The following is a 24,153-nucleotide window of genomic DNA, read 5'->3' as shown; positions in this document are numbered from 1 at the left end:
AGTTCACGTCTAGCTCACTATCGTACATCGCGGCTAGGACGACTGGGCCGTGAGCCCGAGGTTTTCCTTCCACGGCGGTTCACGCGAGGAGAAGGGCATGTCGATTCTCCTCTTTCTCCGCGACAATGCGCCTTGGCTCGGCGCCGGTGTGCTGCTGACCTTTCTCAGCAGTTTCGGGCAAACCTATTTCATATCCGTCTTCGCGGGCGAGATCCGCGAGGTGTTCGCGCTGAGCCACGGGCAATGGGGGGGGATCTATACGCTAGGGACCACCGCGTCGGCGCTGGCCATGGTCTTTGCCGGCGGGCTGACCGACCGCTTCCGGGTGCGGGTTCTGGCGCCGCTGGTGCTGGTGCTGATGACCGGCGCGTGCCTTTCCATGGCGCTCAACCCGGTCTGGTGGCTGCTGCCGGTGGTGATCTTCGCGCTGCGCTTTACCGGGCAGGGGATGATGAGCCACCTCGCGGTGGTCGCCATGGCGCGCTGGTTCATCGCCAGCCGTGGACGCGCCCTGTCGATTGCGAGCCTTGGAAACGCCATCGGCGAGTCGCTGATGCCGCTGATCTTCGTGTCGCTACTGATCGTTTATGACTGGCGCATGCTTTGGGTGCTGGCGGCGGTCATCGCGATCATCGGTATTCCGCTACTGCTGCTATTGCTGAGGCGCGAGCGGACACCGCAAAGCTGGGCGCAATCCAGCCAATCGCTGGGCATGGACGGGCGGCACTGGACGCGGGCGCAGACGCTGCGGCATTTCCTGTTCTGGTTCATGGTGCCCGCTCTGCTGGGGCCGGCGTCGTTCAATACCGCGTTCTTCTTTCACCAGGTGCATATCGCCGAGGTCAAGCAGATCGCGCATGTGGAACTGGTGGCGATGTTCCCGGTCTACACCGCGGTGGTGATCGGCGCGATGTTCCTGTCCGGCATCGCACTCGACCGGTTCGGGACGGGGCGCGTGCTGCCCTTCATACAGTTGCCGATGATCGTGGGTTTCCTGCTGTTCGCCATGTCGGACGGGCCCATCGTGTTGCTGGCAGGCTTCGCCTTTTTGGCCCTGACCACGGGGGCCAACAGCATCGTGCCCAATGCCTTCTGGGCAGAGTTCTACGGCACCGCGAATATCGGCCGGATCAAGGCGATGGCCACCGCCATCATGGTCTTCGGCACCGCCATGGGGCCGGGGATCACCGGGGTGGGGCTTGACATGGGGATGGGGATCGAGACGCAATTCGCGATCATCGCCGGGTATTTCGCGTTCTCCACGCTGATGATGACGATCGGGGTGGTGCGGGCGCGCCCCTCGCTAGCGCTGGCGTCTTAGGTAGACGTAATAGGCGCCGCCGCCGCCATGCCGCAGATGTGCCTCTGTGATCTGCAGGACCAGCGCCGAGAGGGGCGCCATCCGCAGCCATTGCGGCACGCTGTGGCGCAGCACGCCGCGCCGGACAGGCACCGCATCACCCGGATCGCGATCGCGGCCCTTGCCCGTCACGATCAACACGAGCCTGTGACCCGCGGCGTGCGAGCGCAGGATGAACCCGTTGAGGGCGGGATGCGCCTGTTCCAGCGTCATCCCGTGAAGGTCGAGCTTGGCCTCGGGGACGAGCTTGCCGCGCTTGAGCCGCTGGAACGCCTTCTTGTCCATCGACACGGGCGCACCCTTAAGCCGGTCCGAGAGCGGTGGCAGCACGTCGTGCGTGCCGCCGGACCGCGCGGCTGCCTGTCCGATCTCGAATTGCGGGGGGTCCGGCGGGGTCTGCTTGGGTGTTTTCGACTCGACGTCCGGCCGGTCGGTGAGCGACGCGGCCTGCGGCTTTCGGTGCGGCGACAGCGACGTCGTGTTGCGGGCCACTTCCTGCCAGAGCGTCAACTCGTCAGGCCGCAAACGTCGCCGGGTCATTCCCCTCAGCCCTCCGCTGTCGGGCGCGCGCGGCCTCTCGTGAAGGCCGCCCGCGTCATTCGCCCGTTGCGACGAGCCGCCAGTTGGGATCGTCGGATCCCATGATCCGCTCGTAAGTCCAGACATCCTTCTGGCGCTTGGACTTGCCCGGCTCGCCCTCGACGATCTCGCCGTCCGAATCGTAGACCACCGACACCAGCTCGGCGACTGCGCGCACGTCGATCTCGGAGCGCCGCGTCTCCGGGTCGAAGCGCGCATCGGCCAAGGCCAGATCGCGCACGCCAATGAACTCGGCCTCGATGGTCAGGCCGTTCTTCTCGCGCTCGTCCACAACCTGGGCGAAGGCCTCGTAGACGTCGCGATCCATGAACGGCATCACCTCGTCAAGCTTGCCTTTCTCGAACGCCATCAGGATCATCTCGTAAGCCTGACGCGCGCCCTGCAGAAATTCCGAAACGCTGAAATCAGGCTCGATCCGTTTCATCTCTGCGAGAGCGGCCGCGGCGTCGGAATCCTCGGGCACATGGTCGATGATGTCGTGATCCGGGCCGCCCTCGATCACCTCGAACTCACGCCGCGGGGCGCGGTCCGTGCTCGGCTTGGTGCGCGGCTGACCCTCGAACCCGTCGCGGGTGCCCAGGACGCTCTTGAGGCGCAAGATCAGGAAAATGGCGATCCCGGCGAGCACCAGTAGCTGCAGTATCGGGGAATTCATGGGCACCTCGTCTTGTGCAGGTCATGGAAAGATGTTGCATCCGTGCATATGTAGGTGACGTAAGGGGGTAAGTCCACCGTAGGTATGGAATTCGAAGGAGGGTCGCCCATGTGGCTGCTGATCGCGTTCATCGCGGTCCCGTTGATCGAAATCGCATTGTTCATCGAGGTGGGCGGCGCGATCGGCCTCTGGCCGACACTGGCACTGGTGGTGCTGACCGCGATTATCGGGACATGGCTGCTGCGCATGCAGGGCCGGTTGGCGCTGGCCGAGGTCAAGCGCAGCTTTTCCGACGTAGACGATCCGTCGGAGCCGTTGGCGCACGGGGCGATGATCCTCTTTGCCGGTGCGCTGTTGCTGACACCGGGGTTCTTCACCGACGTAGTCGGCTTTGCCCTGTTGTCGCCGCCGGTGCGCCGCCGGATCTTTGCCGAGATCCGCAAGCGTGTCCGGCTCGCGACGTTCGAGGCCGGTCCGAACCGGCCTCCGCATGGATCTGCGCAAGACGGCCCCGACATTATCGATGCCGAGTTCGAGGATCTCGACCAGCCGCGGCACGGACCGAATGGCGGGACGCCGCGCGGAAGGCATTGAGGCCCCCTGCCGCGGCTGCTATGCAAGCCGCGATCTTAATTTGAGCCTTCAGGAGTTTCCAATGGCAGAGCAGGAAAACGGCGCGTCATCCGGCAACGGCGCGGAAAACGGCGCCGCGGCGAGTGACGGCGCAAAGCTGCGCATGCATATCATGACGCAATTCGTGCGCGATCTCTCGTTCGAGAACGTGCTGGCGCAGCGCGGCACCGGTGGCGAGGTCACGCCGGATGTGCAGGTCTCGGTCAACCTCGACGCCAAGAAACGCTCGACCGAACATCAATACGAGGTGGCGACGAAGCTCAACGTCACGTCGAAGAACAAGGGTTCGGGCGAGATGCTGTTCGTGATGGAGCTCGACTATGTCGGCGTGTTCCATGTCGAGAACGTCCCGGAGGACCAGTTGCACCCGTTCCTGCTGATCGAGTGCCCGCGCATGATCTTTCCGTTCATCCGCCGCATCGTCAGCGACGTCACCCGCGACGGCGGATTCCCGCCGCTGAACCTCGAAAACATCGATTTCGTCCAGCTTTACCGCAACGAGATCGCACGCCGGAAGTCCGAAACCGGCAAGCAGAACGCCGACGCCTGACCTAGCGCGACCAGAGCGCGGCGTCGCCCATCGCCTCGACGAAAGCGCGGTGGGCCGCCTCCTCGGCCGGTGTCAGGCGCGAGGGCAACGCGGCAGGACGCGGGCCGGGGCGCCAGTCGGTGCTTGACCCGTCCTGCGCCACATTCCTTGTACGCACCGGGCCGAGGCCGAAATCCGGTTGCCGCCCGCCGATCAACTCCAGATAAACCTCCGCGAGGATCTCGGAATCGAGCAGCGCGCCGTGCAGGGTGCGCGACCCGTTGTCGATGGCAAACCGCCGGCAGAGCGCATCGAGTGAGGCAGGGGACCCGGGGAATTTCTGTCGCGCCATGGTCAGAGTGTCGGTCGCGCGCTCCCACGGCAGGGGGCGCAGGCCCAGCCAGCCAAGTTCGGCGTTCAGGAATTTCATGTCGAAGGCGGCATTGTGGATGACCAGCCTGGCATCGCCGACGAAATCGAGAAATGACTGCGCGACCGCACGAAACAGAGGCTTGTCCTTCAGCACCACCTCGCCGGGCTGAGCGGCGCGGGGCACGGCCAGAAGGTCGGGACCGATACCATGAACGCCGAACGCCTCGTCGGGCATGCCGCGTTCGGGGTTGATGTATTCGTGGAACGTCCGCCCGGTCGGCATGTGGTTGTGAAGCTCTATCGCCCCGATCTCGACGATCCGGTCGCCGGTCTCCGGATCAAAACCGGTGGTTTCAGTATCCAGGACGATCTCACGCATGCTGTCCGCGCCTTTCGATATCTTCGATCACAGCCTGCACCTGTTCGCGTGCATGCTCAAGCGTGTCGGTCTCGATCACGTAATCGGCGCGGGCGCGTTTCTCGGCATCCGGCATCTGCTTGGCGCGGATCGCGTCAAACTGCGCCTCGGTCATCGTGCCGCGCGCCATCACGCGGGCCTTTTGCTGCGCGGGCGAGGTGGTGACGGTTACGCTCGCATCGACCTCGCGGTCGAGCCCGGTCTCGAAAAGCAGCGGGATGTCGAGGACGGCGATCGCCTCGAGCCGCGACTCCAGAAATTCGGCGCGATCCTGCGCCACCAGCGGATGCACGATCGCCTCGATCCGACGCAGCGCCTCGGGGTTGCCTTGGATGATGGCCTTTAGGGCGTCGCGGCAAACCATACCGTTGCGTATGGCGTCGGGGAAGGCCTCGGCGATCGGTGCGACCGCGGCACCGTCTTTGGCATAAAGTCGGTGCACCGCGGCGTCCGCATCCCAGACCGCGCATCCCGCCTCGGCAAACATCTGGGCGGTGGTGGATTTGCCCATCCCGATGGATCCGGTCAGGCCAAGGCGAAACGTCATCGCAACACCGCATCCCGCGTGGCCGCGTCGACCTCGGGGCGGGCGCCGAACCACATGTCGAAACCCGGTACACCCTGGTGCAGAAGCATACCGAGCCCATCCACGCAGACGCAGCCCTTGGCCTTCGCTGTGCTCAAAAGTGGCGTTTCCAGAGGGGCATAGACGAGATCGGTCACTACTGCATCCGCAGGCAGCGCATCGAGCGGGACTGGCCACTGCGCCTGCCCGGTCATGCCCAGGGACGTCGTGTTGACGACGGTCGCCGCATCGCGCAGGGCGTTGCCGGCCTCGTTCCAATCGACCACGGTCAAACGGTCGCCGAACTCTTGCGCAAGGATATCGGCGCGCGACCGTGTGCGATTGGCAACGCGGATCTCCGGAACGCCGGCATCCAGCAGCGCGACGACCACGGCCCGCGCCGCACCACCGGCCCCGAAAAGAACAGCAGGCCCCACGGACGGCTGCCAGCCCGGCGCGTTCTGACGCAGATTCATTTCGAATCCGTACGCATCCGTATTTTCGGCATGGATCGCCCCGTCGGGGCCGAACGTCAGCGTGTTCGCCGCGCCGATGCGGACCGCCTGGTCACTGGCGTGATCGGCGATGTCGAGGGCAAGCTCCTTGTGCGGTACCGTGATATTGACCCCCTTGAAACCCATCTTCGGCAGGAGACGAAGGGCCGCTTCGAGGTCCTCGCCCTCGACATGCATGGGGATATAATACCCGGCGATGCCGAGGGTCGCGAGCCAATGCTGGTGCAACTGCGGCGATCTGGAATGCGCGACGGGGGCGCCGAGGACACCGGCCAAGGGGATTATCGGATGCGTCATATCGCCAAGTCTCCGCGAAGGGTCAAGAAGGAGAGAAGATCGAGCAGGGGCAGACCGAGGATCGTGAAGTAATCGCCCTCGACCCTGGAAAAAAGCCGCACACCCTCGGATTCGAGCTTGTAGGCCCCGACGCTGTCGGAGATGTCCGGCCAGTTGCGCGTGATGTACCCGTCGAGCCAACCTTCCGAGAATGGCCGCACCGTCAGCCGCGCCTTTCCGACATGGCGCCAGATCGGCGCGCCGTCCTCGCAGATCACGGCTGCGGAGAGCAGATCGTGCCGCCGCCCGCGCATGGCAAGAAGCTGCGCGCGCGCCTCGTCTGCGGTCGCGGGTTTCGACAGCAGATCCCCGTCGAGATCGAGCACTTGGTCGCAGCCCAGCACCATGGCGCCCGGCGTCTTGTTGCTGACCCGCGCCGCCTTGGCCTCGGCCAGCGCATCCGCAATGTCGCGCGGCGTCGTGCCCTCGTCCAGCAGACCGTCGCGAATCATGACCTCGTCCACGCGGGGCGGCATGACCTCGATGGCGAGGCCCGCATTCTCGAGAAGCTGGCGACGGGTGCGCGACGTCGAGGCGAGGATCAATGGGGACATGATGTGTATAACCCTACGCAAAAGCTGTCTGTTTAGTAAAAACAAATTGCCGGGAAATCTATCCCGGACGTGGTTCCTCCCGAAATCGCCCAGTCGTCGCGAGGCTGGGCATCGGTTCTCCACCGTGGATGAGGATATGTCTGGCCGGTGGATAAAAACCGCGGTGTTCACAGATGTTCCATAGGTAAACGGGGTTCTGGGCCGTACAACATTGATAATACTACATTAATATTCCAGCCCATCGCACCAGGAAGAAAAATTCCGTCGTTCGCTTGGGGATAAGTTTGGGGACGATAAGTTATCCCCGGTTTTGTTGCATACACCTACCACATCATAAAATACTCTCTTTATATTTATTTAAGAAAAGGAATGAGCATCCCTGTCCATAGCCCGACGGGTGAGCCCGAGCACATGTTGACCCCGCCGGCAAAACGCCTTAAGCGAAGCCAACCCGTCCGGGTGACAACCTCCCCTCGTGATCCAGCCCCGCGTACCGAACGCGGCGCATACAGGAAACAGAATGTCCGAAGACCGCCTGAACCTTTCCGATCTCAAGACCATGACGGCGAAAGAGCTTCTCGACATCGCAGAAGAGCTCGAGATCGAAAACGCATCGACCATGCGCAAGGGCGAGATGATGTTCTCGATCCTCAAGGAACGCGCTGAAGACGACTGGATCGTCTTCGGGGATGGCGTTCTCGAGGTGCTGCAGGACGGGTTCGGCTTCCTGCGCTCGACGGAGGCGAACTATCTGCCGGGGCCTGACGACATCTACGTGTCGCCCGACATGATACGCCAGTATTCGCTTCGGACGGGCGACACGATCGAAGGCGAGATGCGGCAGCCCGACGATAACGAGCGGTATTTCGCCCTGACATCGGTTACCAAGATCAACTACGAGGATCCGGCCCGTGCCCGTCACAAGATCGCCTTCGAGAATCTGACACCGCTTTATCCCGATGAACGGCTGAAGCTGGAAGTGGAGGATCCGACGATCAAGGACCGCACCGCGCGGGTGATCGACTTGGTCGCGCCCATCGGCAAGGGTCAGCGGTCACTGATCGTGGCGCCACCGCGGACCGGCAAGACCGTGATCCTGCAGAACATCGCGAACAGCATCGAGCACAACCACCCCGATTGCTACCTGATCGTGTTGCTGATCGACGAGCGGCCCGAAGAGGTCACGGACATGCAACGCTCGGTCAAGGGCGAGGTGGTCAGCTCGACCTTCGACGAGCCGGCCTCGCGGCACGTGGCAGTGTCGGAAATGGTGATGGAGAAGGCAAAGCGCCTCGTCGAGCACAAGCGCGACGTGGTCATCCTGCTCGATTCCATCACCCGGCTGGGGCGGGCCTTCAACACCGTCGTGCCATCCTCGGGCAAAGTCCTTACCGGCGGTGTCGACGCCAACGCGCTACAGCGGCCCAAGCGGTTTTTCGGCGCGGCGCGCAACATCGAGGAGGGCGGGTCGCTGACCATTATCTCGACCGCGCTGATCGAAACCGGAAGCCGCATGGACGAGGTGATCTTCGAGGAATTCAAGGGCACGGGCAACTCGGAGTTGATCCTCGACCGCAAGGTGGCCGACAAGCGGGTCTTCCCGGCGATCGACATCCTGAAATCCGGTACTCGCAAGGAAGAGTTGCTGATCGACAAGGCCGATCTGCAAAAGACCTTCGTGCTGCGCCGCATCCTCAATCCGATGGGTACCACGGATGCCATAGAATTCCTGCTTTCGAAACTCAAACAGACGAAGACGAATTCGGAATTCTTCGACTCTATGAACACCTGACCAGAAAGGTCTCAGGGGCGGTCTGATGGAGACGATCTACGCGCTTTCCACGGCCCCGGGCAAGGCTGGCGTTGCCGTGATTCGAGTGTCGGGTCCTCGCGCACCGCACGTGGCGACAGTGATGTGCGGGGCGCTGCCGCGGCCGCGCGAGGCCACGTTGCGCGAGATTCGCGATCACGATGGGTTCCGTCTCGACACGGGCCTGGTCCTGTTCTTTCCCGAAAAGGCAAGCTTCACGGGCGAGGCCATTGTTGAATTTCAGGTGCATGGCAGCCGGGCAGTGATCTCCGAAATCCTAAAAAACCTTCATAAATTCAAAGACTTACGTTCTGCAGAGCCCGGCGAATTCACGCGGCGGGCGCTGGCGAACGGGCGTCTGGATCTCACGCAGGTCGAGGCGTTGTCGGACCTGATCGATGCCGAGACGGAAGCGCAGCGTCAGCAAGCCATGCGCGTCCTGTCCGGCCATCTCGGGGGCCTGTGTGCCAAGTGGCGTGGTGATCTGATCCGGGCGGTCGCGCTGTTGGAAGCAACGATCGATTTTTCCGAAGAGGATATTCCAGACACGCTTCTGCCCGAGGTGAGCGTTATCCTGTCCGGTGTCATGGCGGATTTGGAGCGACAGATCGAGGGCCGGGAGATAGCCGAGCGGATCCGCGATGGCTTCGAGGTAGCGATCATAGGGGTACCGAATGTCGGCAAATCAACCCTTCTGAACCGACTGGCGGGGCGGGACGCTGCAATCACCTCCGAACATGCGGGCACGACGCGCGACGTCATAGAAGTTCGAATGGATATCGATGGGTTACCGGTGACGTTCCTCGATACGGCTGGGCTGCGCGAGACCGAGGACAAGATCGAGACATTGGGCGTAGGCCGGGCGCGAGATCGGGCAAGACAAGCGGATTTGCGCGTGTGTCTCGGTACGTCGCTGGACGAATTTGCCGGTTTGATTTCGGCCGAAGACATCCTCTTGACCCCGAAGGCGGACTTGCTGCGCGATGGATCGACCGGTGTGTCTGGTCTGACCGGACAGGGCGTGGATCGCCTAGTTGCCCGTATCGGGGATGTTCTGGCAGCTCGGGCGCAGGGCGCGGGAGCCGCGATCCGTATGCGACACGAGACCGCGATGCGCGAAGGGTTTGCGGCATTGGAGGCGGCAAGGACACGGATCGCACAGGGCGAGGAGGCGACGGAGCTGGCCGCTGAAGACCTTCACAACGCTATCCGAGCCCTCGATTCTCTGGTAGGAAAGGTCGACATCGAGTCTGTCCTAGACGACATATTCATGAGCTTCTGCATCGGAAAGTGAGGATGTTTCACGTGAAACATTTTGACGTCATCATCATCGGGGGCGGCCACGCCGGCGCTGAAGCGGCGCATGTCGTGGCGCGCATGGGCGCGTCCGTCGCTCTTGTGACACTTTCCGCGGACAAGATCGGCGTGATGTCGTGCAATCCGGCAATTGGCGGACTTGGCAAGGGACATCTCGTCAGAGAGATCGACGCGCTGGACGGTCTCATGGGCCGGGTGGCGGACCAGTCTGGAATCCAGTTCCGCCTGTTGAATCGTCGCAAGGGCCCGGCCGTGCAAGGCCCCCGTACGCAGGCGGACCGTAAGCTCTATCAGTCATTCATGACTCGAGAGATCAATGCCCATCCCAACCTCACGGTTATCGAGGGCGAAGTTGCCGACCTTCTCATGGACAAGGGAGCCGTGACGGGCGTCAGGCTGGGCGATGGCTCTGAGGTTGCGGCGACTGCAACGGTCCTGACCACGGGGACGTTCTTGCGCGGCATGATCCATATCGGCGACGTTTCTCGTCCGGGTGGTCGAATAGGGGAGTCGCCCAGTGTTACGCTGGCGGAACGGATGGATAGTTTCGGCCTACCCATGGGTCGGCTTAAAACTGGGACGCCGCCGCGATTGAACGGCAAAACCATCGACTGGTCGCAACTGGACCTCCAGCCGGCGGACGACGAACCGGTGATGTTCTCTTTCCTGTCTAATAAACCGGTTGCCCGACAGATCGCTTGCGGTATCACGTTCACGAATGCGAAAACGCATGACATTATCCGGGACAATCTCGACAGGTCGGCCATGTATGGCGGGCATATCCAAGGATCGGGGCCGCGTTACTGCCCGTCGATTGAGGACAAGGTGGTTCGGTTTGCCGAGAAAGATGCGCATCAGATATTTTTGGAGCCGGAATCACTGTCCGACGACGTGATATATCCGAACGGAATTTCCACATCTTTGCCCGAAGATATCCAGAACGCCTACGTACATTCTATCGTGGGTTTGGAAAACGCGGAAATCGTTCAGCCTGGCTACGCGATCGAGTACGACTACGTCGATCCACGAGGCCTCACCCAGGGTCTTGCCGTCAAGACAGTCGCCGGCCTCTTTCTCGCCGGTCAGATCAACGGGACAACCGGTTACGAAGAAGCTGCGGCGCAAGGTTTGGTAGCCGGTATCAATGCTGTCCGACACGTCCGCAACGAAGATCCCGTGCGCTTCAGTCGGACGGAAAGCTACATCGGTGTTATGATTGATGACTTGACGAGCCGGGGCGTCTCCGAACCCTACCGAATGTTCACGTCCCGCGCCGAGTTTCGCTTGTCATTGCGCGCCGACAACGCCGATCAGCGCCTCACGCCACTGGGTCTGGAACTTGGCTGCGTGCAGCAACCGCGCCGTCTCGCCTTCGAGGACAAGATGCTCCAACTCGCGACCGCACGCGATCAGCTGAATAGGCAAGCCTACAGTCCCAAGCGGCTCGTCAGTGCGGGGCTTCGGGTCAACCAGGACGGAACCCGGCGAAGCGCGTTTCAGGTTCTGGCGTTTCCTGAGGTTGAATTCGATCACCTCACGGCGCTCGATCCCGCCTTGGCCGAGGTTGAGGCACCCATACGGCGTCAGCTTAAGACAGAGGCAATATACGCGAATTATATCGATCGCCAGGCACGGGATGTCGAGATGCTGCAGCGCGACGAGGCGCATGAAATCCCGGCGGATTTCGACTTCGACCGCATCGACGGGCTGTCAAACGAGCTGAAATCCAAGCTTACGACGATCCGCCCCGGGGATCTCGCTCAAGCGTCTCGGATCGAGGGAATGACACCTGCCGCGCTGACGGTTATCCTGGTCAATCTCAAGCAGTCAGGGCGGTTAAAGACAACGTGACACGCTCTATTGCAGACCTCAATGTTTCACGTGAAACAGTCGAGCGCCTCGAGATCTACGCAGAACTTCTGCGAAAGTGGAACTCCAAGATAAATCTCGTCGCACCGTCAACGATCGAGGATCTCTGGACGCGACATTTCGCCGATTCTGCGCAACTTCTCAAGCTGGCACCTGCAAGGCTCGGTCACTGGGCCGATCTGGGGACGGGTGGCGGGTTTCCCGGTCTCATCATCGCGTTACTCCTTCACGAGCAGTCTGGTTCCCATCGCATGACGCTTGTGGAAAGCGATGGACGTAAATCCGCCTTTCTGCGCACCGTCCTGCGCGAAACCGGGGTAAAGGCTGATGTCATTACGGATCGAATTGAAAACGTTCCGCCCTTGGCGGCCGCGGTCGTCTCGGCCCGCGCGCTCGCGCCTTTGACCAAACTCCTTGAATATGCTGACAGGCATCTGGGCCAGGGCGGCCTCGCACTCTTGCAAAAGGGTCAAGCGTGGGAAAAAGAGCTCCGCGATGCGAGTTCGGAATGGCATTTCAACTATCATGTCGATAAAAGTGTGGTACAAGAAAACTCGGTAATTCTCAGTGTCACAGGGGTGCGCCGTGTCTGACCTTCACCATCAAGCCGTCCCGAAAATCATCGCCATCGCAAACCAGAAAGGCGGGGTCGGAAAGACCACGACGACCATCAATTTGGGCGCCGCTCTGGCGGCAAGCGGATCGCGCGTGCTTCTGGTCGATCTCGATCCACAAGGAAACGCGTCGACCGGCCTCGGAATAGAACCCGACGCGCGGGATCTCACGACCTATGATCTCCTACTGGATGATGACGTCGCGCTCGATCGGATCATCCAGACGACCGGTGACGAAAACCTCTTCATCGTGCCCGCCACGGTCGATTTGTCCTCTGCGGACATAGAGCTCCTTTCGAACGAGAAAAAGCTTTACCTTTTACGCGATGCGCTCCGGCAGCGGGCCATGGATACCTATACCTTCGACTACATCCTGATAGATTGCCCGCCATCTCTCAACATGTTGACGATCAACGCCATGGTGGCCGCGGATTCCGTCCTCGTGCCGCTGCAAAGCGAGTTCTACGCGCTGGAAGGTCTCTCGCAACTCCTGTTGACAGTCCGTGAGGTGCGGCAGAGCGCCAATACGGATCTGAGGATAGAGGGGATCGTGCTGACGATGGTCGATACGCGTAACAACCTGTCAGGACATGTCGAGAAGGACGCACGCGACAACCTTGGAGATCTCGTGTTCCGTACGCGCATCCCTCGCAACGTAAGGTTGAGCGAGGCACCGTCTTATGCGCTTTCTGTCCTGCGATACGATCCAAACTCGAAGGGCGCGCAGGCCTATCGCGATCTCGCAGTCGAGTTGCTTGAAAAAACCACCCGCGTGGCCGCCTGAGCCGAAAGGAAATACGCCCATGTCGACCCGGAAAACCCAGAATCGCGGCCTTGGTCGGGGGCTGTCGGCCCTCATGGCGGATGTCGGTGACGATATCGGGCAGGGGACCGAGGACCGGCCGCGCCAACCCGACATGGCGGTCCCCATCGAGAAGGTGCACCCCAACCCCGAACAGCCGCGCCGCAATTTCAATGCCGATGCGCTGCACGAACTGTCGCAATCCATTGCCGAGCACGGCATCATCCAGCCGTTGATCGTCCGCGCCAACCCGCGCAGCCACGGCGAGTTCGAGATCGTCGCCGGCGAGCGTCGGTGGCGCGCCGCGCAGATGGCCAAGCTGCACGAGATCCCGGTCATCCTGCGGGAATTCAGCGATACCGAGGTGCTCGAGGTCGCGATCATCGAGAATATCCAGCGGGCCGATCTCAACCCCGTCGAGGAAGCCACGGGATTCAACCAGCTGATGCTCAAGTTCGGGCACACGCAGGAAAAACTGGCTGAGGTCCTGGGCAAGAGCCGCAGTCACATCGCCAATGCCGTGCGCCTCCTGAACCTGCCCGACGAGGTGCTGACACATCTTCGCGAGGGGCGGCTCTCGTCCGGTCACGCCCGCGCGATCCTCACGGCCGACGATCCGGTCGCGCTCGCCCGTCAGGTCATTGAGAAGGGTTTGTCGGTGCGCGAGACCGAAAAACTGGTCAAGGCCGTGACCGATCCTGGGCGTACCGCCGGCTCGTCACCGCGCAAGCAGCGCGCGTCCCCCGCGAAAGACGCCGATACCAAGGCGATCGAGGATGACCTGTCGGCGCATCTCACGATGTCGGTCAGTATCGATCACCAACCCGGCGCAGAAAACGGCCAGATCACCATCCGCTACGACAAGCTCGATCAGCTCGATCGCCTGATCGGGATGCTAAGCGTCTGAGCACGCTTCGATCTCGGGCAGCAGTGCCGAAATGATAGAGTTCAGGACCTTGCGACCCGCGCGCGTGGCAACAAGCCGTTCGCCGCGCCGCTCGACCATGCCGATATCGCTCAGGTGCTCCACGATCGCCGTATCCAGCGGCTGACCCGCCATCTCGGCGAGCCGGGTCATGTCGATCCCGTCGGTCACGCGCAAGCCCATCAGCAGGTACTCGCCGGCCTGTTCGACCCCGGCAAGCGGCGTTCGCGCCGATTCGGTCGCTCCGCTCTCGGCCGCCGTCAGCCAACGCCCGGGCAGCAGCCATGTCTCGGTCGCATGGCGCTGCCCGTCAATCGTCAGTCGCCCATGCGCCCCAGGCCCGATGCCGACGTAATCGCCATAGCGCCAGTAGATCATGTTGTGCCGCGATTCGGCCCCCGGCCGGGCATGGTTCGACACCTCGTAGGCATGCAGCCCCGCCGCCTCGCAGATCTCCTGCGTCGCGTCGTACATGTCTGCCGCCAGGTCGTCGCCGGGCAGCCCGGGCAGCTTGCCGGCGCGGTAGCGATCCCCGAACGCGGTGCCGCCCTCGATGGTCAGCTGATACAACGACATGTGATCCACACCCAGATCGATCGCCTGTTGCAGCTCCGCGCGCCACTCCTCGAGGCTTTGATCCTGCCGCGCATAGATCAGGTCGAAACTGACGCGATCGACAGATTTATGTGCAATATCAAGGGCTTGCAGGGATTCCGCCACGCTGTGAAGCCGCCCGAGCCGGCGCAGGTCGGTATCGTTCAGCGCCTGCACGCCGAGCGAGATGCGCGCCACGCCGGCCTCGGCGAAGGCCCGGAACCGCCCCGCCTCGACCGACCCGGGATTGGCCTCCAGCGTCACCTCGAGGTCATTGGTCACCGGCCAGGCTCGCCGCGCATGCTCCAGGATGTCATGCACGGTCTCGGGCGTCATCAGGCTGGGCGTGCCGCCGCCGAAGAACACGCTGCCCAGGACGCGGCCGGGCATCTCTGCCGCGTAGCGGTCGATCTCGCGCAGGTACGCGTCGCGCCAGCGGCGATGGTCGATGTCGCGCGCCACATGGCTGTTGAAATCGCAATAGGGACATTTCGCCTGGCAGAATGGCCAGTGCAGATACAGCCCGAACCCGCCCGCTTGCCAGTCTTCAGCCAAAGCAGCGCTCGACGAGCTTGCGGAACGCATCGGCGCGGTGGCTGATCCGGTTCTTTTGCTTCGGGTCCATTTCGCCGAAGGTCAGATCGTATCCCAGCGGCTCGAACACCGGATCATAGCCATGCCCGGACGCACCCCGCATCGGCCAGACGATCCAGCCATCGACGGTGCCCTCGAACACTTCGTCATGCCCGTCCGGCCAGGCCAGTACCAGCGTGCAGCAGAACCGGCCGGTCCAGGGTTGCGGCGCCTTGCGCGCTACCAGCGCGTCATGCGCCCGGGTCATCGCCATGACGAAATCCCGGCCCTGGCCCGTTTCGGCCCAATCCGCAGTGTGAACACCCGGCGCGCCGTCCAGCGCGTCGATCACGATCCCCGAATCGTCCGACAGCGCCGGCAGACCGGTCGCGACGGCGCCCGCATGCGCCTTGATCCGGGCGTTGCCGACAAAGGTGGTTTCCGTCTCGTCCGGCACCGCGAGGCCCTTCTCGCCGGCCCCCAGCACGGTGACACCGTAAGGCGCCAGAAGCGCCCGGATCTCGTCCAGCTTGCCCGCGTTATGCGTCGCGACAAGCAGCGTGTCGTCGGTGAATTTACGCACCCGTCGCCTCGCGCTGCTTGGCCACCAACGTCTCGACACCGTGCTCTGCCAGGTCCAGCAGCGCGTCCATCTGGTCGCGGCTGTAGGTGGCGCCCTCGGCGCTCATCTGCACCTCGATCAGGCGTTTGGACGCGGTCATGATGAAATTCCCGTCGACACCCGCTTCGCTGTCCTCGGCATAGTCAAGGTCCAGAACGGGCTGCCCGGCATAAAGGCCACAGGACACCGCCGCGACCGGATCGACCAGCGGATTGCCGGTCACGTCACCGGCCTTCATCAGCTTGCCCACCGCCAGCCGCAGCGCGACCCAGCCGCCGGTGATCGCCGCACAACGGGTGCCGCCATCGGCCTGGATCACGTCGCAATCGACGGTGATCTGCCGCTCGCCAAGCGCCACGCGGTCGACGCCCGCGCGCAAGGACCGCCCGATCAGGCGCTGGATTTCCAAGGTGCGGCCGCCCTGCTTGCCGACGGTCGATTCGCGGCGCATCCGGCTGCCGGTCGATCGCGGCAGCATGCCGTATTCGGCCGTGACCCAGCCCAGCCCCGTGCCTTTCACGAAAGGCGGCACGCGGTCCTCGATGGTCGCGGTGCACAGCACATGGGTGTCGCCCATCTTGATCATGCAAGAGCCTTCTGCATGCTTGGTCACGCCCGTTTCGATTGAAACCGCGCGCATTTCGTTTAGGTGTCGGTTGGAAGGACGCATGTATTTTCCCCTTGTTTCGCTTGGGCCATACATGTGGCGGGCCCGACAAGGCAAGCCCGATTGACCTTTGCGATATCCCGTCCTTAATGGAGTCGCAACGAGGACACCCGGCACATGAACGATGGACGCCACATTCTGGACCAGATGAACGAACGCTCGCGCGAAGTGTTTCGCCGCGTGGTCGAAGGTTATCTCGCCACCGGCGATCCCGTCGGCTCGCGCAGCCTGACACGCGACTTCAGCGAGAAAGTCAGCGCCGCGACGATCCGCAACGTGATGCAGGATCTCGAATATCTCGGCCTGCTGGGCAGCCCGCATGTCAGCGCCGGCCGGGTGCCCACACAGAATGGGCTGCGAATGTTCGTAGACGGCCTGCTCGAGGTGTCGGATGTCGAGACTGCCGATCGCCGCCTGATCGACGCCACCGTGGGCAGCAATTCGCAGGACGTGGCCGGGGTGCTCGACCGGATCGGGTCGGCGCTGTCGGGGGTGACGCGCGGCGCCTCGCTGGTGCTGACGCCCAAGCACGAGGCGCCGATCAAGCACATGGAATTCGTCAGCCTCGGCCCGGATCGCGCGCTCGTGGTACTGGTCTTTTCCGACGGCCATGTCGAGAACCGCATCTTCACGCCGCCGCCCGGCCAGACCCCAAGTTCCATGCGCGAGGCGGCCAATTTCCTCAACGCGCTCGCCGAGGGGCGCACGATGTCCGACGTGCAGAAACTGATCGCCACCGAGATCAAGAGCCGCCGGCAGGAGATCGACGCGCTGTCGCAGGCGATGGTCGAAAGCGGTCTCGCCGTCTGGGAAGAGGGCGAGGGCGACAGCTATGAACGTCTGATCGTGCGCGGCCGGGCGAACCTGCTGGATACCGACGCCCCAGAGGACGACCTCGAACGGATCCGCGTGCTCTTCGATGATCTCGAACGCAAGCGCGACATCGCCGAATTTCTGGAACTGACCGATGAAGGGGAGGGCGTGCGCATCTTTATCGGCTCGGAAAACAAACTTTTTTCACTTTCGGGTTCCTCTTTGGTCGTCTCTCCATATATGAACGCTGACCGTAAGATCATCGGCGCGGTGGGTGTCATCGGCCCGACGCGGCTCAACTATGGGCGAATCGTGCCGATCGTGGACTACACCGCGCAGCTGGTGGGCAAATTGATCTCCGACCGGAGTTAGAGGTGAAGAATGGCAGAGCCGAGAAAAGACGACTTTCTTGACGATATAGAAGAAGCCGCCGCGGAAGAGCAGGAACACGCCGCCGACGACGTCTCGAAAGAGGCGGCCGAGATCGACGCGCTGCGGGCCGAGCGCGACGCGCTGGAAAACAAGTTCATGCGCGCCCTCGCCGATGCCGAGAATGCGCGCAAACGCTCCGACAAGGACCGGCGCGAGGCCGAGAATTACGGCGGCTCCAAGCTGGCGCGCGATCTGCTGCCGGTGCATGACAATCTCAAGCGCGCGCTGGACACGGTAACCCCCGAACAGCGCGAGGGTTCCGAGGCGCTGATCGAAGGGGTCGAGCTGACCTTGCGCGAACTCCGCAACGTGTTCACAAAGCACGGGATCACGCTAATCGATCCGCAGCCCGGGGACCGCTTCGATCCGCAGCATCACGAGGCGATGTTCGAGGCGCCGCTGCCCGGCACCAAAGCCGGCGAGATCATCCAGGTCTCGGCGCAGGGCTTCATGCTGCATGACCGCATCCTGCGCCCCGCGCAGGTCGGCGTGTCGTCCAACCGCGAAACGGAATAGCGCCGCGGGGCAGGGCGCGGCCTTACCCGGCCTCGTCCGACAATGCCTTCAACTCGTAGACCAGCGCCAGCGCGTCGCGCGGGCTCAGGCTGTCTGGCAGGACGTCGGCAAGCCGCGCCTCGACGGCGCTCGTTGAGGCCGCTGGCGCGGAGGCAGGCGGCGGCATCGCCGCGAATAGCGGCAGATCGTCGATCAGCGCCTTTCGCGCGCCGCCGCCCTCGCGTTCGCCGCGTTCCAGCGCGTCGAGCACCACGCGCGCCCGGTCGACGACCAGCGGCGGCAACCCGGCCAGCTTGGCCACCTGCACGCCGTAGCTGCGGTCGGCCGCACCGCGCCGCACCTCGTGCAGGAAGATCACCTCGCCGTCATGTTCCTTGACCGCGACGGTGGCGTTTTCGACGCGGGCCAGCGTGTCGCTCAGCCGGGTCAGCTCGTGGTAATGCGTGGCGAACAGCGCGCGACATCCGTTGACGTCGTGCAGGTGCTCCAGCGTCGCCCAGGCGATGCTCAGCCCGTCATAGGTCGCGGTGCCGCGCCCGATCTCGTCCAGAATTACCAGCGCCTGCGCGTCGGCCTGGTTGAGGATCGCCGCGGTCTCGACCATTTCCACCATGAAGGTCGACCGCCCCCGCGCAAGGTCATCCGACGCGCCGACCCGGCTGAAAAGCTGGCTGACCAGCCCGACATGTGCCATGCGCGCCGGAACAAAGCAGCCCATCTGCGCCAGCAACGCGATCAGGGCGTTCTGCCGCAGGAAGGTCGACTTGCCGGCCATGTTCGGGCCGGTCAGCAGCCGGATGTCGCTGTCGTCATCCAGCGCGCAATCATTGGCGATGAAGGGCGCGCCGCCCTGCGCGCGCAGGGCGCGTTCGACCACCGGGTGCCGCCCGCCGGTGATCTTCAGCACGCGGCTTTCGTCCACCGCCGGGCGGCACCAGTCCTCGGCCCGTGCCAGATCGGCCAGCGCGGTGGCCAGATCCAGCTCGGCAAGGCTGCGCGCCAGTTGCGCCACCTCGGCAGACCGCTCCAGCACGGCCGCGCACAGGTCCTCGAAAAGCCGTTTCTCGATCTCCAGCGCCCGCCCGCCGGCATTGAGGATCCGCGTCTCCATTTCGCTCAGTTCCCGGGTGGTAAAGCGCACCTGGTTGGCGGTGGTCTGCCGGTGCCGGAACGTCTCGTTCAGCGGCGCGGCCAGCATCCGCTCGGCATGGGTCGCGGTGACCTCGACGAAATAGCCCAGCACGTTGTTGTGCTTGATCTTCAGAGACGCGATGCCGGTCTGCTGTACGTAGTCGCCTTGCATCCCCGCGATCACGCCGCGCCCCTCGTCGCGCAGCTGCCGCGCCTCGTCGAGACCCGCGTCATGGCCCGGCGCGATGAACCCGCCATCGCGCGCGAGGTAGGGCGGCTCGGCCACCAGCGCCCCCTCCAGCAGATCCAGCAGGTCCGCGTGGCCATCAAGGCCCACGACCGCCTCGGCCAGCAGGGGCGGCAGGTCGGTGCCCGCCAGCCGTTGGGCGATGCCCGCGGCCTGCGCCAGCCCGCTTCGCACCGCCCCCAGATCCCTCGGCCCGCCACGCTCCAGCCCCAGCCGCGACAGCGCGCGGTCCAGATCCGGTACGCGGCGCAGGCTTTCGCGCAGATCCTCGGCCAGATGCGGCGCGTCGACCATCGCCGCCACCGCGTCCAGCCGCGCCTGCACCACGTCCAGCACGCGGCTCGGGCTCGACAGGCGGCGTTCCAGCAGGCGCCCGCCACCGGCGGTTACGGTCCGGTCGATGGTCGCCAGCAGCGATCCCGCGCGCCGCCCGTCCAGCGCTTGCGTCAGCTCAAGGTTACGGCGCGTCGCGGCATCGATCTGCATCACGCGGGCCTGCGCCTCGCGCACCGGCGCGCGCAGCAACGGCAGCTTGCCCTTCTGCGTGACCTCCAGCCAGTCGACGATCGCGCCCATCGCCGCCACCTCGGGCCGGGTGAACGCCCCGAACGACTCGAGCGTGCCGACCCCGAACAGCGCGCACAACCGCCGCTCGCCGCCGCTGCTGTCGAAGGACGACGGCCCCAGTGTGGTCAGCGACGCGGCACTTTCCTCGACGATCTCGCGCAGGTTGGCCGCGTCGGCCTCGGCCACGACCACCTCGCGCGGGGCCAGCCGCGCAAGTTCCGGCCCCAGCCGTGCCAATGCCAGTGGCATCACGTGAAACGCCCCGGTCGAGATATCGACCCAGGCCAGCGCACCCTCGCCCCGCACCTGCGCCACGGCCGCCAGGTAATTGTGCCGGCGCGCGTCCAGCAGGCTTTCCTCGGTCAGGGTGCCGGGGGTTACCAGCCGCACCACCTCGCGCCGCACCACCGATTTCGACCCGCGCTTGCGGGCCTCGGCGGGGTCCTCCATCTGCTCGCAGACCGCCACCCGGAACCCCTTGCGGATCAGCGTCAGAAGATAGCCCTCGGCGGAATGCACCGGCACGCCGCACATCGCGATATCCTCGCCTTGGTGCTTGCCGCGCTTGGTCAGCGCGATCTCCAGCGCCTCGGCCGCCGCCGCGGCGTCGTCGAAGAACAGCTCGTAGAAATCGCCCATCCGGTAGAACAAGAGCGCCTGGGGATACTGCGCCTTGATCTCGAGATATTGCGCCATCATCGGCGTCACGTTCGATGCCGCAACCGTCACCTTGCCCCCTCGCAGCGCTTTGCGCGGATCCTACAAACCCCTGTCCCGCAGCGAAAGCCAAAACCGAAGGCCGGTTGGAACCGCCGGTTCAGGACGGCTGGAGCAGCAGGGCGGATTCTGTCGCCTCGACGACGCCTTTCAGTCCGCCCGGCACATCCGCGCGTTCCAGCACCGTGATCGCGTAGCGCGCGCCGTAAAGGTCGCGCACCGTGTCTTCGGTCAGCGAAAACGGCGGGCCGTCCATCAGCGCCTGGTCGTATTGGAATGTCACCAGCAGTTGCGGCGCGGTGCCGGTGATCTGCGCCACATGCCGCGTGTAGGGTCCGCGCATCTCGGCGGGCAGCGCGACGAGGGCGGCGCGGTCATAGACCGCATCCACCGGGCCGAGCATGTCCGCGGTCAGCGCGAAGATATCCCCCACGAACACCTCCACCCCCGTCGCGGCAAACCGTTTCAGTGGCCCGGCCTGCGTGACCTCGGGCGTCACACCCAGATCCGCGAACAGCTCCTGCACCGCGATCTCGCTCAATTCGATCCCGGCGACGCGGTAGCCCTCGTGAACCAGCCAGTGGATGTCGAACGCTTTGCCACAAAGCGGCATGAACAGGCGCGCGCCCTCCGAAAGGTGCAACGCATCTATATGCGCCGCCAGCATCCGGTTCACGCGGCCCTCGTGGAACCCGATCCGGCCTTCCTGCCAGCGTTCGTGCCAGAACTCGGCGTCCATCGACTCAGCCTTTCAGGCGCCGGTCGCGCGCCGCCAGCAGTTTCAGGCGCAGCGCGTTCAACTGGATGAACCCGGCCGCGTCGGTCTGATCGTAGGCGCCGGCATCGTCCTCGAAGGTCACATGCGCCTCTGAATACAGGCTGTAATCCGACCGGCGGCCGATCGTGGTCACCGACCCCTTGTACAGCTTCAACCGCACCGTGCCGCTGACATGTGTCTGCGACCGGTCGATCGCGGCCTGCAGCATCTCGCGCTCGGGGCTGAACCAGAAGCCGTTATAGATCAGCTCGGCATAGCGCGGCATCAGCGAATCCTTGAGATGCCCCGCGCCGCTGTCCAGCGTGATCTGCTCGATGCCGCGATGCGCCTCCAGCAGGACGGTGCCGCCCGGCGTTTCGTAGATACCCCGCGATTTCATGCCCACGAAGCGATTCTCGACGAAATCGAGCCGCCCGATGCCGTGCTTGCCGCCCAGCTCGTTCAGTTTCGTCAGGCTCGTCGCAGGGCTCAGCGCCGCGCCGTCGATGGCCACCGCGTCGCCCTTCTCAAAGGTGATCTCGACGATCTCGGGGGTGTCGGGCGCGTCTTCGGGGGCCACCGTGCGCTGGTAGACGTAATCGGGCGCGGCCTCGGCCGGGTCCTCCAGCACCTTGCCCTCGCTTGAGGTGTGCAGCAGGTTGGCATCGACCGAAAACGGCGCCTCGCCTCGCTTGTCGGTGGCGATCGGGATCTGGTGCTTCTCGGCGAAGTCGATCAGCCGCGTGCGGCTGGTCAGATTCCATTCGCGCCAGGGCGCGATCACCCGGATATCGGGGTTGAGCGCGTAGGCCGCCAGCTCGAACCGCACCTGGTCGTTTCCCTTGCCGGTCGCGCCATGCGCCACCGCATCCGCGCCGGTCTCGGCCGCGATCTCGACCAGCCGCTTGGAAATCAGCGGGCGCGCGATCGACGTGCCCAGCAGGTATTGGCCCTCGTAAAGCGCGTTGGCCCGGAACATCGGGAACACGAAATCGCGCACGAATTCCTCGCGCAGATCTTCGATGTAGATGTTGTCCGGCGCGATCCCCAGCAGTTGCGCCTTGTCGCGCGCGGGGCCAAGCTCTTCGCCCTGGCCCAGATCGGCGGTGAAGGTCACCACCTCGCAGCCGTATTCGGTCTGCAGCCATTTGAGGATGATCGAGGTGTCGAGACCCCCGGAATAGGCCAAAACGACTTTCTTGGGCGCGGACATGGCGGTTCCTCTTTCGCGGATATGCGTCGCGCGCTTAGCGGGTTTTGTGGGCCGGGGCAAGCAGCAGCCCTTGTCAGCCCGCCCGCTTTGCGTCACTTCACCAGGATGACAGAGTTTCAGGATAACGCCCGGGCTGCCGAGGCCGCGATGCGCGCGGTGTTCGAGCCGTCGCCGCTGCAGCGCAACGATCACCTGTCGGACCGCTACGGCGCCGAGATCTATCTCAAGCGCGAAGATCTCACGCCGGTGCGCTCCTACAAACTGCGTGGCGCGTTCAACGCGATGCGCAAGGCGCTGGCACGGCACCCCGAAACCACGCAATTCGTCTGCGCCAGCGCCGGCAACCACGCGCAGGGCGTGGCCTTCATGTGCCGGCATTTCGGGGTCCGCGGCGTGATCTTCATGCCGGTGACCACGCCGCAGCAGAAGATCGGCAAGACCGAGAAGTTCGGCGGCGACGCGGTCGAGATCCGGATGGTAGGGGATTATTTCGACGACACGCTGCAAGCCGCGCAGACGCATTGCCGCGAAATCGGCGGGCATTTCCTGTCGCCCTTCGACGACGATGACGTGATCGAGGGGCAGGCCAGCGTCGCGGTCGAGATCGAGGCGCAACTGGGGCAGGCCCCCGATCACCTGATCCTGCCGGTGGGCGGGGGCGGCCTCTCGGCGGGCGCGCGCAGCTATCTCGGGGATAGCAGCACGCTGACGCTGGTCGAACCGGCCGGCGGCGCATGCCTTGCGGCGGCGTATCAGGCGGGCCGGCCCGTGCGCCTGGGTCACGTCCGCAATTTCGCCGATGGCGCGGCGGTGGCACAGATCGGCGTGCGCACCTTCGCGCGGCTCGCCGATCTCGATCCGGCTTGCGCGCGGGTGATCGACGAGGACCGGCTGTGCACCACGATCCTCGAGATGCTGAACGTCGAGGGGATCGTGCTCGAGCCCGCCGGCGCGCTGGCCATCGACGCGCTCAAGGACATGGGCGACGCGATCCGTGGCAAGACGGTGGTCTGTGTCACCTCGGGCGGCAATTTCGACTTCGAGCGTCTGCCCGAGGTCAAGGAACGCGCGCAGCGCTTCTCGGGCGTCAAGAAATACTTCATCCTGCGCCTGCCGCAGCGCCCCGGCGCGTTACGCGACTTTCTCGATATGCTGGGCCCCGAGGATGACATCGCGCGGTTCGAGTATCTCAAGAAATCGGCGCGCAATTTCGGCTCGGTCCTGATCGGGATCGAGACGACGCGCCCCGAGAATTTCGTCGACATTCTCGGCAGGCTGGACAAGGCCGGCTTCGATTACCGCGACATCACCCGCGACGAGGTTCTGGCCGAGTTCCTGATCTAGGGTCTGGACTCATAACCAATAGATGACAGTCGCGGCGAGCGCGATCGCCGAGAGGAAGACCTTGGGGCACCTGTCATACCGAGTTG

Annotated in this window: 24 protein-coding genes; 12 read left to right on the top strand and 12 right to left on the bottom strand. The window is 64.0% G+C overall.

The features are described 5' to 3' along the window. Window positions 1-97 precede the first annotated feature (97 nt). Window positions 98-1,321, top strand: coding sequence for an MFS transporter (locus V8324_RS15685; protein ID WP_336420869.1), 1,224 nt, complete (start codon window positions 98-100; stop codon window positions 1,319-1,321). On the opposite strand, the gene V8324_RS15680 is transcribed toward V8324_RS15685, so the two are convergent. Further along, window positions 1,304-1,900: a Smr/MutS family protein gene (locus tag V8324_RS15680; RefSeq protein WP_336420868.1), complete on the bottom strand. Its 597-nt coding sequence runs from the start codon at window positions 1,898-1,900 to the stop codon at window positions 1,304-1,306. The two genes, V8324_RS15685 and V8324_RS15680, sit on opposite strands and share 18 nt — an antisense overlap. A 55-nt stretch (window positions 1,901-1,955) precedes the next feature. Continuing rightward, on the bottom strand, window positions 1,956-2,615 hold the full coding sequence (locus V8324_RS15675; RefSeq protein ID WP_336420867.1) for a Tim44/TimA family putative adaptor protein: 660 nt from the start codon (window positions 2,613-2,615) through the stop codon (window positions 1,956-1,958). A 108-nt stretch (window positions 2,616-2,723) separates the two neighbouring features. Here V8324_RS15675 and V8324_RS15670 point away from each other — a divergent pair, with 108 nt between their 5' ends. Both V8324_RS15670 and secB read left to right on the top strand, forming a co-directional pair. Next, window positions 2,724-3,209 carry an FxsA family protein gene (locus V8324_RS15670; protein ID WP_336420866.1) on the top strand — a complete coding sequence of 162 codons (486 nt, stop codon included), beginning with the start codon at window positions 2,724-2,726 and terminating at the stop codon, window positions 3,207-3,209. 61 nt (window positions 3,210-3,270) lie between these two features. Beyond that, complete coding sequence (gene secB / locus V8324_RS15665; RefSeq protein WP_336420865.1) at window positions 3,271-3,798, top strand: protein-export chaperone SecB; 528 nt, start codon at window positions 3,271-3,273, stop codon at window positions 3,796-3,798. A 1-nt stretch (window position 3,799) separates the two neighbouring features. On the opposite strand, the gene dnaQ is transcribed toward secB, so the two are convergent. The 4 genes from dnaQ to V8324_RS15645 are packed head-to-tail and all read right to left on the bottom strand — an operon-like array spanning window position 3,800 to window position 6,537. Next, window positions 3,800-4,528, bottom strand: a complete 729-nt coding sequence (dnaQ, locus tag V8324_RS15660; RefSeq protein WP_336420864.1) for a DNA polymerase III subunit epsilon — start codon at window positions 4,526-4,528, stop codon at window positions 3,800-3,802. Further along, window positions 4,521-5,114, bottom strand: a complete 594-nt coding sequence (coaE, locus tag V8324_RS15655) for a dephospho-CoA kinase (RefSeq protein WP_336420863.1) — start codon at window positions 5,112-5,114, stop codon at window positions 4,521-4,523. The genes dnaQ and coaE overlap by 8 nt, the downstream gene beginning before the upstream one ends. Next, window positions 5,111-5,944 (bottom strand): shikimate dehydrogenase, encoded by an 834-nt coding sequence (locus tag V8324_RS15650; RefSeq protein ID WP_336420862.1) that lies wholly within the window; start codon window positions 5,942-5,944, stop codon window positions 5,111-5,113. Before V8324_RS15650 ends, coaE begins: the two co-directional genes overlap by 4 nt. Then, the gene (locus V8324_RS15645; protein ID WP_336420861.1) at window positions 5,941-6,537 is read right to left on the bottom strand and encodes a Maf family protein; all 597 of its coding nucleotides are present in this window, start codon (window positions 6,535-6,537) and stop codon (window positions 5,941-5,943) included. The genes V8324_RS15650 and V8324_RS15645 overlap by 4 nt, the downstream gene beginning before the upstream one ends. A 520-nt stretch (window positions 6,538-7,057) precedes the next feature. Between V8324_RS15645 and rho the strand changes: the two genes are divergently transcribed. Genes rho through V8324_RS15615 form a run of 6 tightly spaced genes read left to right on the top strand, consistent with a single transcriptional unit; the run spans window position 7,058 to window position 13,856 of the window. Next, the gene (rho, locus tag V8324_RS15640) at window positions 7,058-8,329 is read left to right on the top strand and encodes a transcription termination factor Rho (protein WP_336420860.1); all 1,272 of its coding nucleotides are present in this window, start codon (window positions 7,058-7,060) and stop codon (window positions 8,327-8,329) included. A gap of 25 nt (window positions 8,330-8,354) precedes the next feature. After that, window positions 8,355-9,641: a tRNA uridine-5-carboxymethylaminomethyl(34) synthesis GTPase MnmE gene (mnmE, locus tag V8324_RS15635; RefSeq protein ID WP_336420859.1), complete on the top strand. Its 1,287-nt coding sequence runs from the start codon at window positions 8,355-8,357 to the stop codon at window positions 9,639-9,641. Between the two features lie 2 nt (window positions 9,642-9,643). Continuing rightward, a complete protein-coding gene (mnmG, locus tag V8324_RS15630) occupies window positions 9,644-11,515 on the top strand; it encodes a tRNA uridine-5-carboxymethylaminomethyl(34) synthesis enzyme MnmG (protein WP_336420858.1) in 1,872 nt (623 codons plus the stop codon). Further along, on the top strand, window positions 11,512-12,126 hold the full coding sequence (rsmG, locus tag V8324_RS15625; RefSeq protein ID WP_336420857.1) for a 16S rRNA (guanine(527)-N(7))-methyltransferase RsmG: 615 nt from the start codon (window positions 11,512-11,514) through the stop codon (window positions 12,124-12,126). The genes mnmG and rsmG overlap by 4 nt, the downstream gene beginning before the upstream one ends. Next, window positions 12,119-12,931 carry a ParA family protein gene (locus V8324_RS15620; RefSeq protein ID WP_336420856.1) on the top strand — a complete coding sequence of 271 codons (813 nt, stop codon included), beginning with the start codon at window positions 12,119-12,121 and terminating at the stop codon, window positions 12,929-12,931. The genes rsmG and V8324_RS15620 overlap by 8 nt, the downstream gene beginning before the upstream one ends. A gap of 19 nt (window positions 12,932-12,950) precedes the next feature. Beyond that, window positions 12,951-13,856, top strand: a complete 906-nt coding sequence (locus tag V8324_RS15615; RefSeq protein WP_336420855.1) for a ParB/RepB/Spo0J family partition protein — start codon at window positions 12,951-12,953, stop codon at window positions 13,854-13,856. Here the strand turns inward: V8324_RS15615 and hemW are convergent. From hemW to rph, 3 genes are read right to left on the bottom strand one after another with little or no spacing between them, the layout of a single operon-like run. Further along, the gene (hemW, locus tag V8324_RS15610; RefSeq protein ID WP_336420854.1) at window positions 13,845-15,023 is read right to left on the bottom strand and encodes a radical SAM family heme chaperone HemW; all 1,179 of its coding nucleotides are present in this window, start codon (window positions 15,021-15,023) and stop codon (window positions 13,845-13,847) included. The two genes, V8324_RS15615 and hemW, sit on opposite strands and share 12 nt — an antisense overlap. Beyond that, window positions 15,016-15,624, bottom strand: a complete 609-nt coding sequence (locus tag V8324_RS15605; RefSeq protein WP_336420853.1) for a non-canonical purine NTP pyrophosphatase — start codon at window positions 15,622-15,624, stop codon at window positions 15,016-15,018. Before V8324_RS15605 ends, hemW begins: the two co-directional genes overlap by 8 nt. Next, complete coding sequence (gene rph / locus V8324_RS15600) at window positions 15,617-16,333, bottom strand: ribonuclease PH (RefSeq protein ID WP_336420852.1); 717 nt, start codon at window positions 16,331-16,333, stop codon at window positions 15,617-15,619. Before rph ends, V8324_RS15605 begins: the two co-directional genes overlap by 8 nt. Window positions 16,334-16,447: 114 nt before the next feature. Between rph and hrcA the strand changes: the two genes are divergently transcribed. Further along, window positions 16,448-17,515: a heat-inducible transcriptional repressor HrcA gene (gene hrcA / locus V8324_RS15595; protein ID WP_336420851.1), complete on the top strand. Its 1,068-nt coding sequence runs from the start codon at window positions 16,448-16,450 to the stop codon at window positions 17,513-17,515. Window positions 17,516-17,524: 9 nt separating this feature from the next. Then, the gene (locus tag V8324_RS15590; RefSeq protein WP_336420850.1) at window positions 17,525-18,091 is read left to right on the top strand and encodes a nucleotide exchange factor GrpE; all 567 of its coding nucleotides are present in this window, start codon (window positions 17,525-17,527) and stop codon (window positions 18,089-18,091) included. A 22-nt stretch (window positions 18,092-18,113) separates the two neighbouring features. Here the strand turns inward: V8324_RS15590 and mutS are convergent, their stop codons facing one another. The 3 genes from mutS to V8324_RS15575 form a co-directional block, all read right to left on the bottom strand. Then, on the bottom strand, window positions 18,114-20,735 hold the full coding sequence (mutS, locus tag V8324_RS15585) for a DNA mismatch repair protein MutS (protein WP_336420880.1): 2,622 nt from the start codon (window positions 20,733-20,735) through the stop codon (window positions 18,114-18,116). Window positions 20,736-20,853: 118 nt separating this feature from the next. Then, the gene (gene tmpT, locus V8324_RS15580; protein ID WP_336420849.1) at window positions 20,854-21,492 is read right to left on the bottom strand and encodes a thiopurine S-methyltransferase; all 639 of its coding nucleotides are present in this window, start codon (window positions 21,490-21,492) and stop codon (window positions 20,854-20,856) included. 4 nt (window positions 21,493-21,496) lie between these two features. Beyond that, the gene (locus V8324_RS15575; RefSeq protein WP_336420848.1) at window positions 21,497-22,723 is read right to left on the bottom strand and encodes an argininosuccinate synthase; all 1,227 of its coding nucleotides are present in this window, start codon (window positions 22,721-22,723) and stop codon (window positions 21,497-21,499) included. Window positions 22,724-22,828: 105 nt separating this feature from the next. Between V8324_RS15575 and ilvA the strand changes: the two genes are divergently transcribed. After that, window positions 22,829-24,067 (top strand): threonine ammonia-lyase IlvA, encoded by a 1,239-nt coding sequence (ilvA, locus tag V8324_RS15570; protein ID WP_336420847.1) that lies wholly within the window; start codon window positions 22,829-22,831, stop codon window positions 24,065-24,067. The last annotated feature ends 86 nt before the right edge of the window (window positions 24,068-24,153 follow it).

The organism is Roseovarius sp. D22-M7 (assembly GCF_037083785.1).
Lineage (GTDB): Bacteria > Pseudomonadota > Alphaproteobacteria > Rhodobacterales > Rhodobacteraceae > Roseovarius.
The sequence above is the reverse complement of the archived record's forward strand: the minus strand, read 5'-3'. Positions and strand labels throughout refer to the sequence as shown.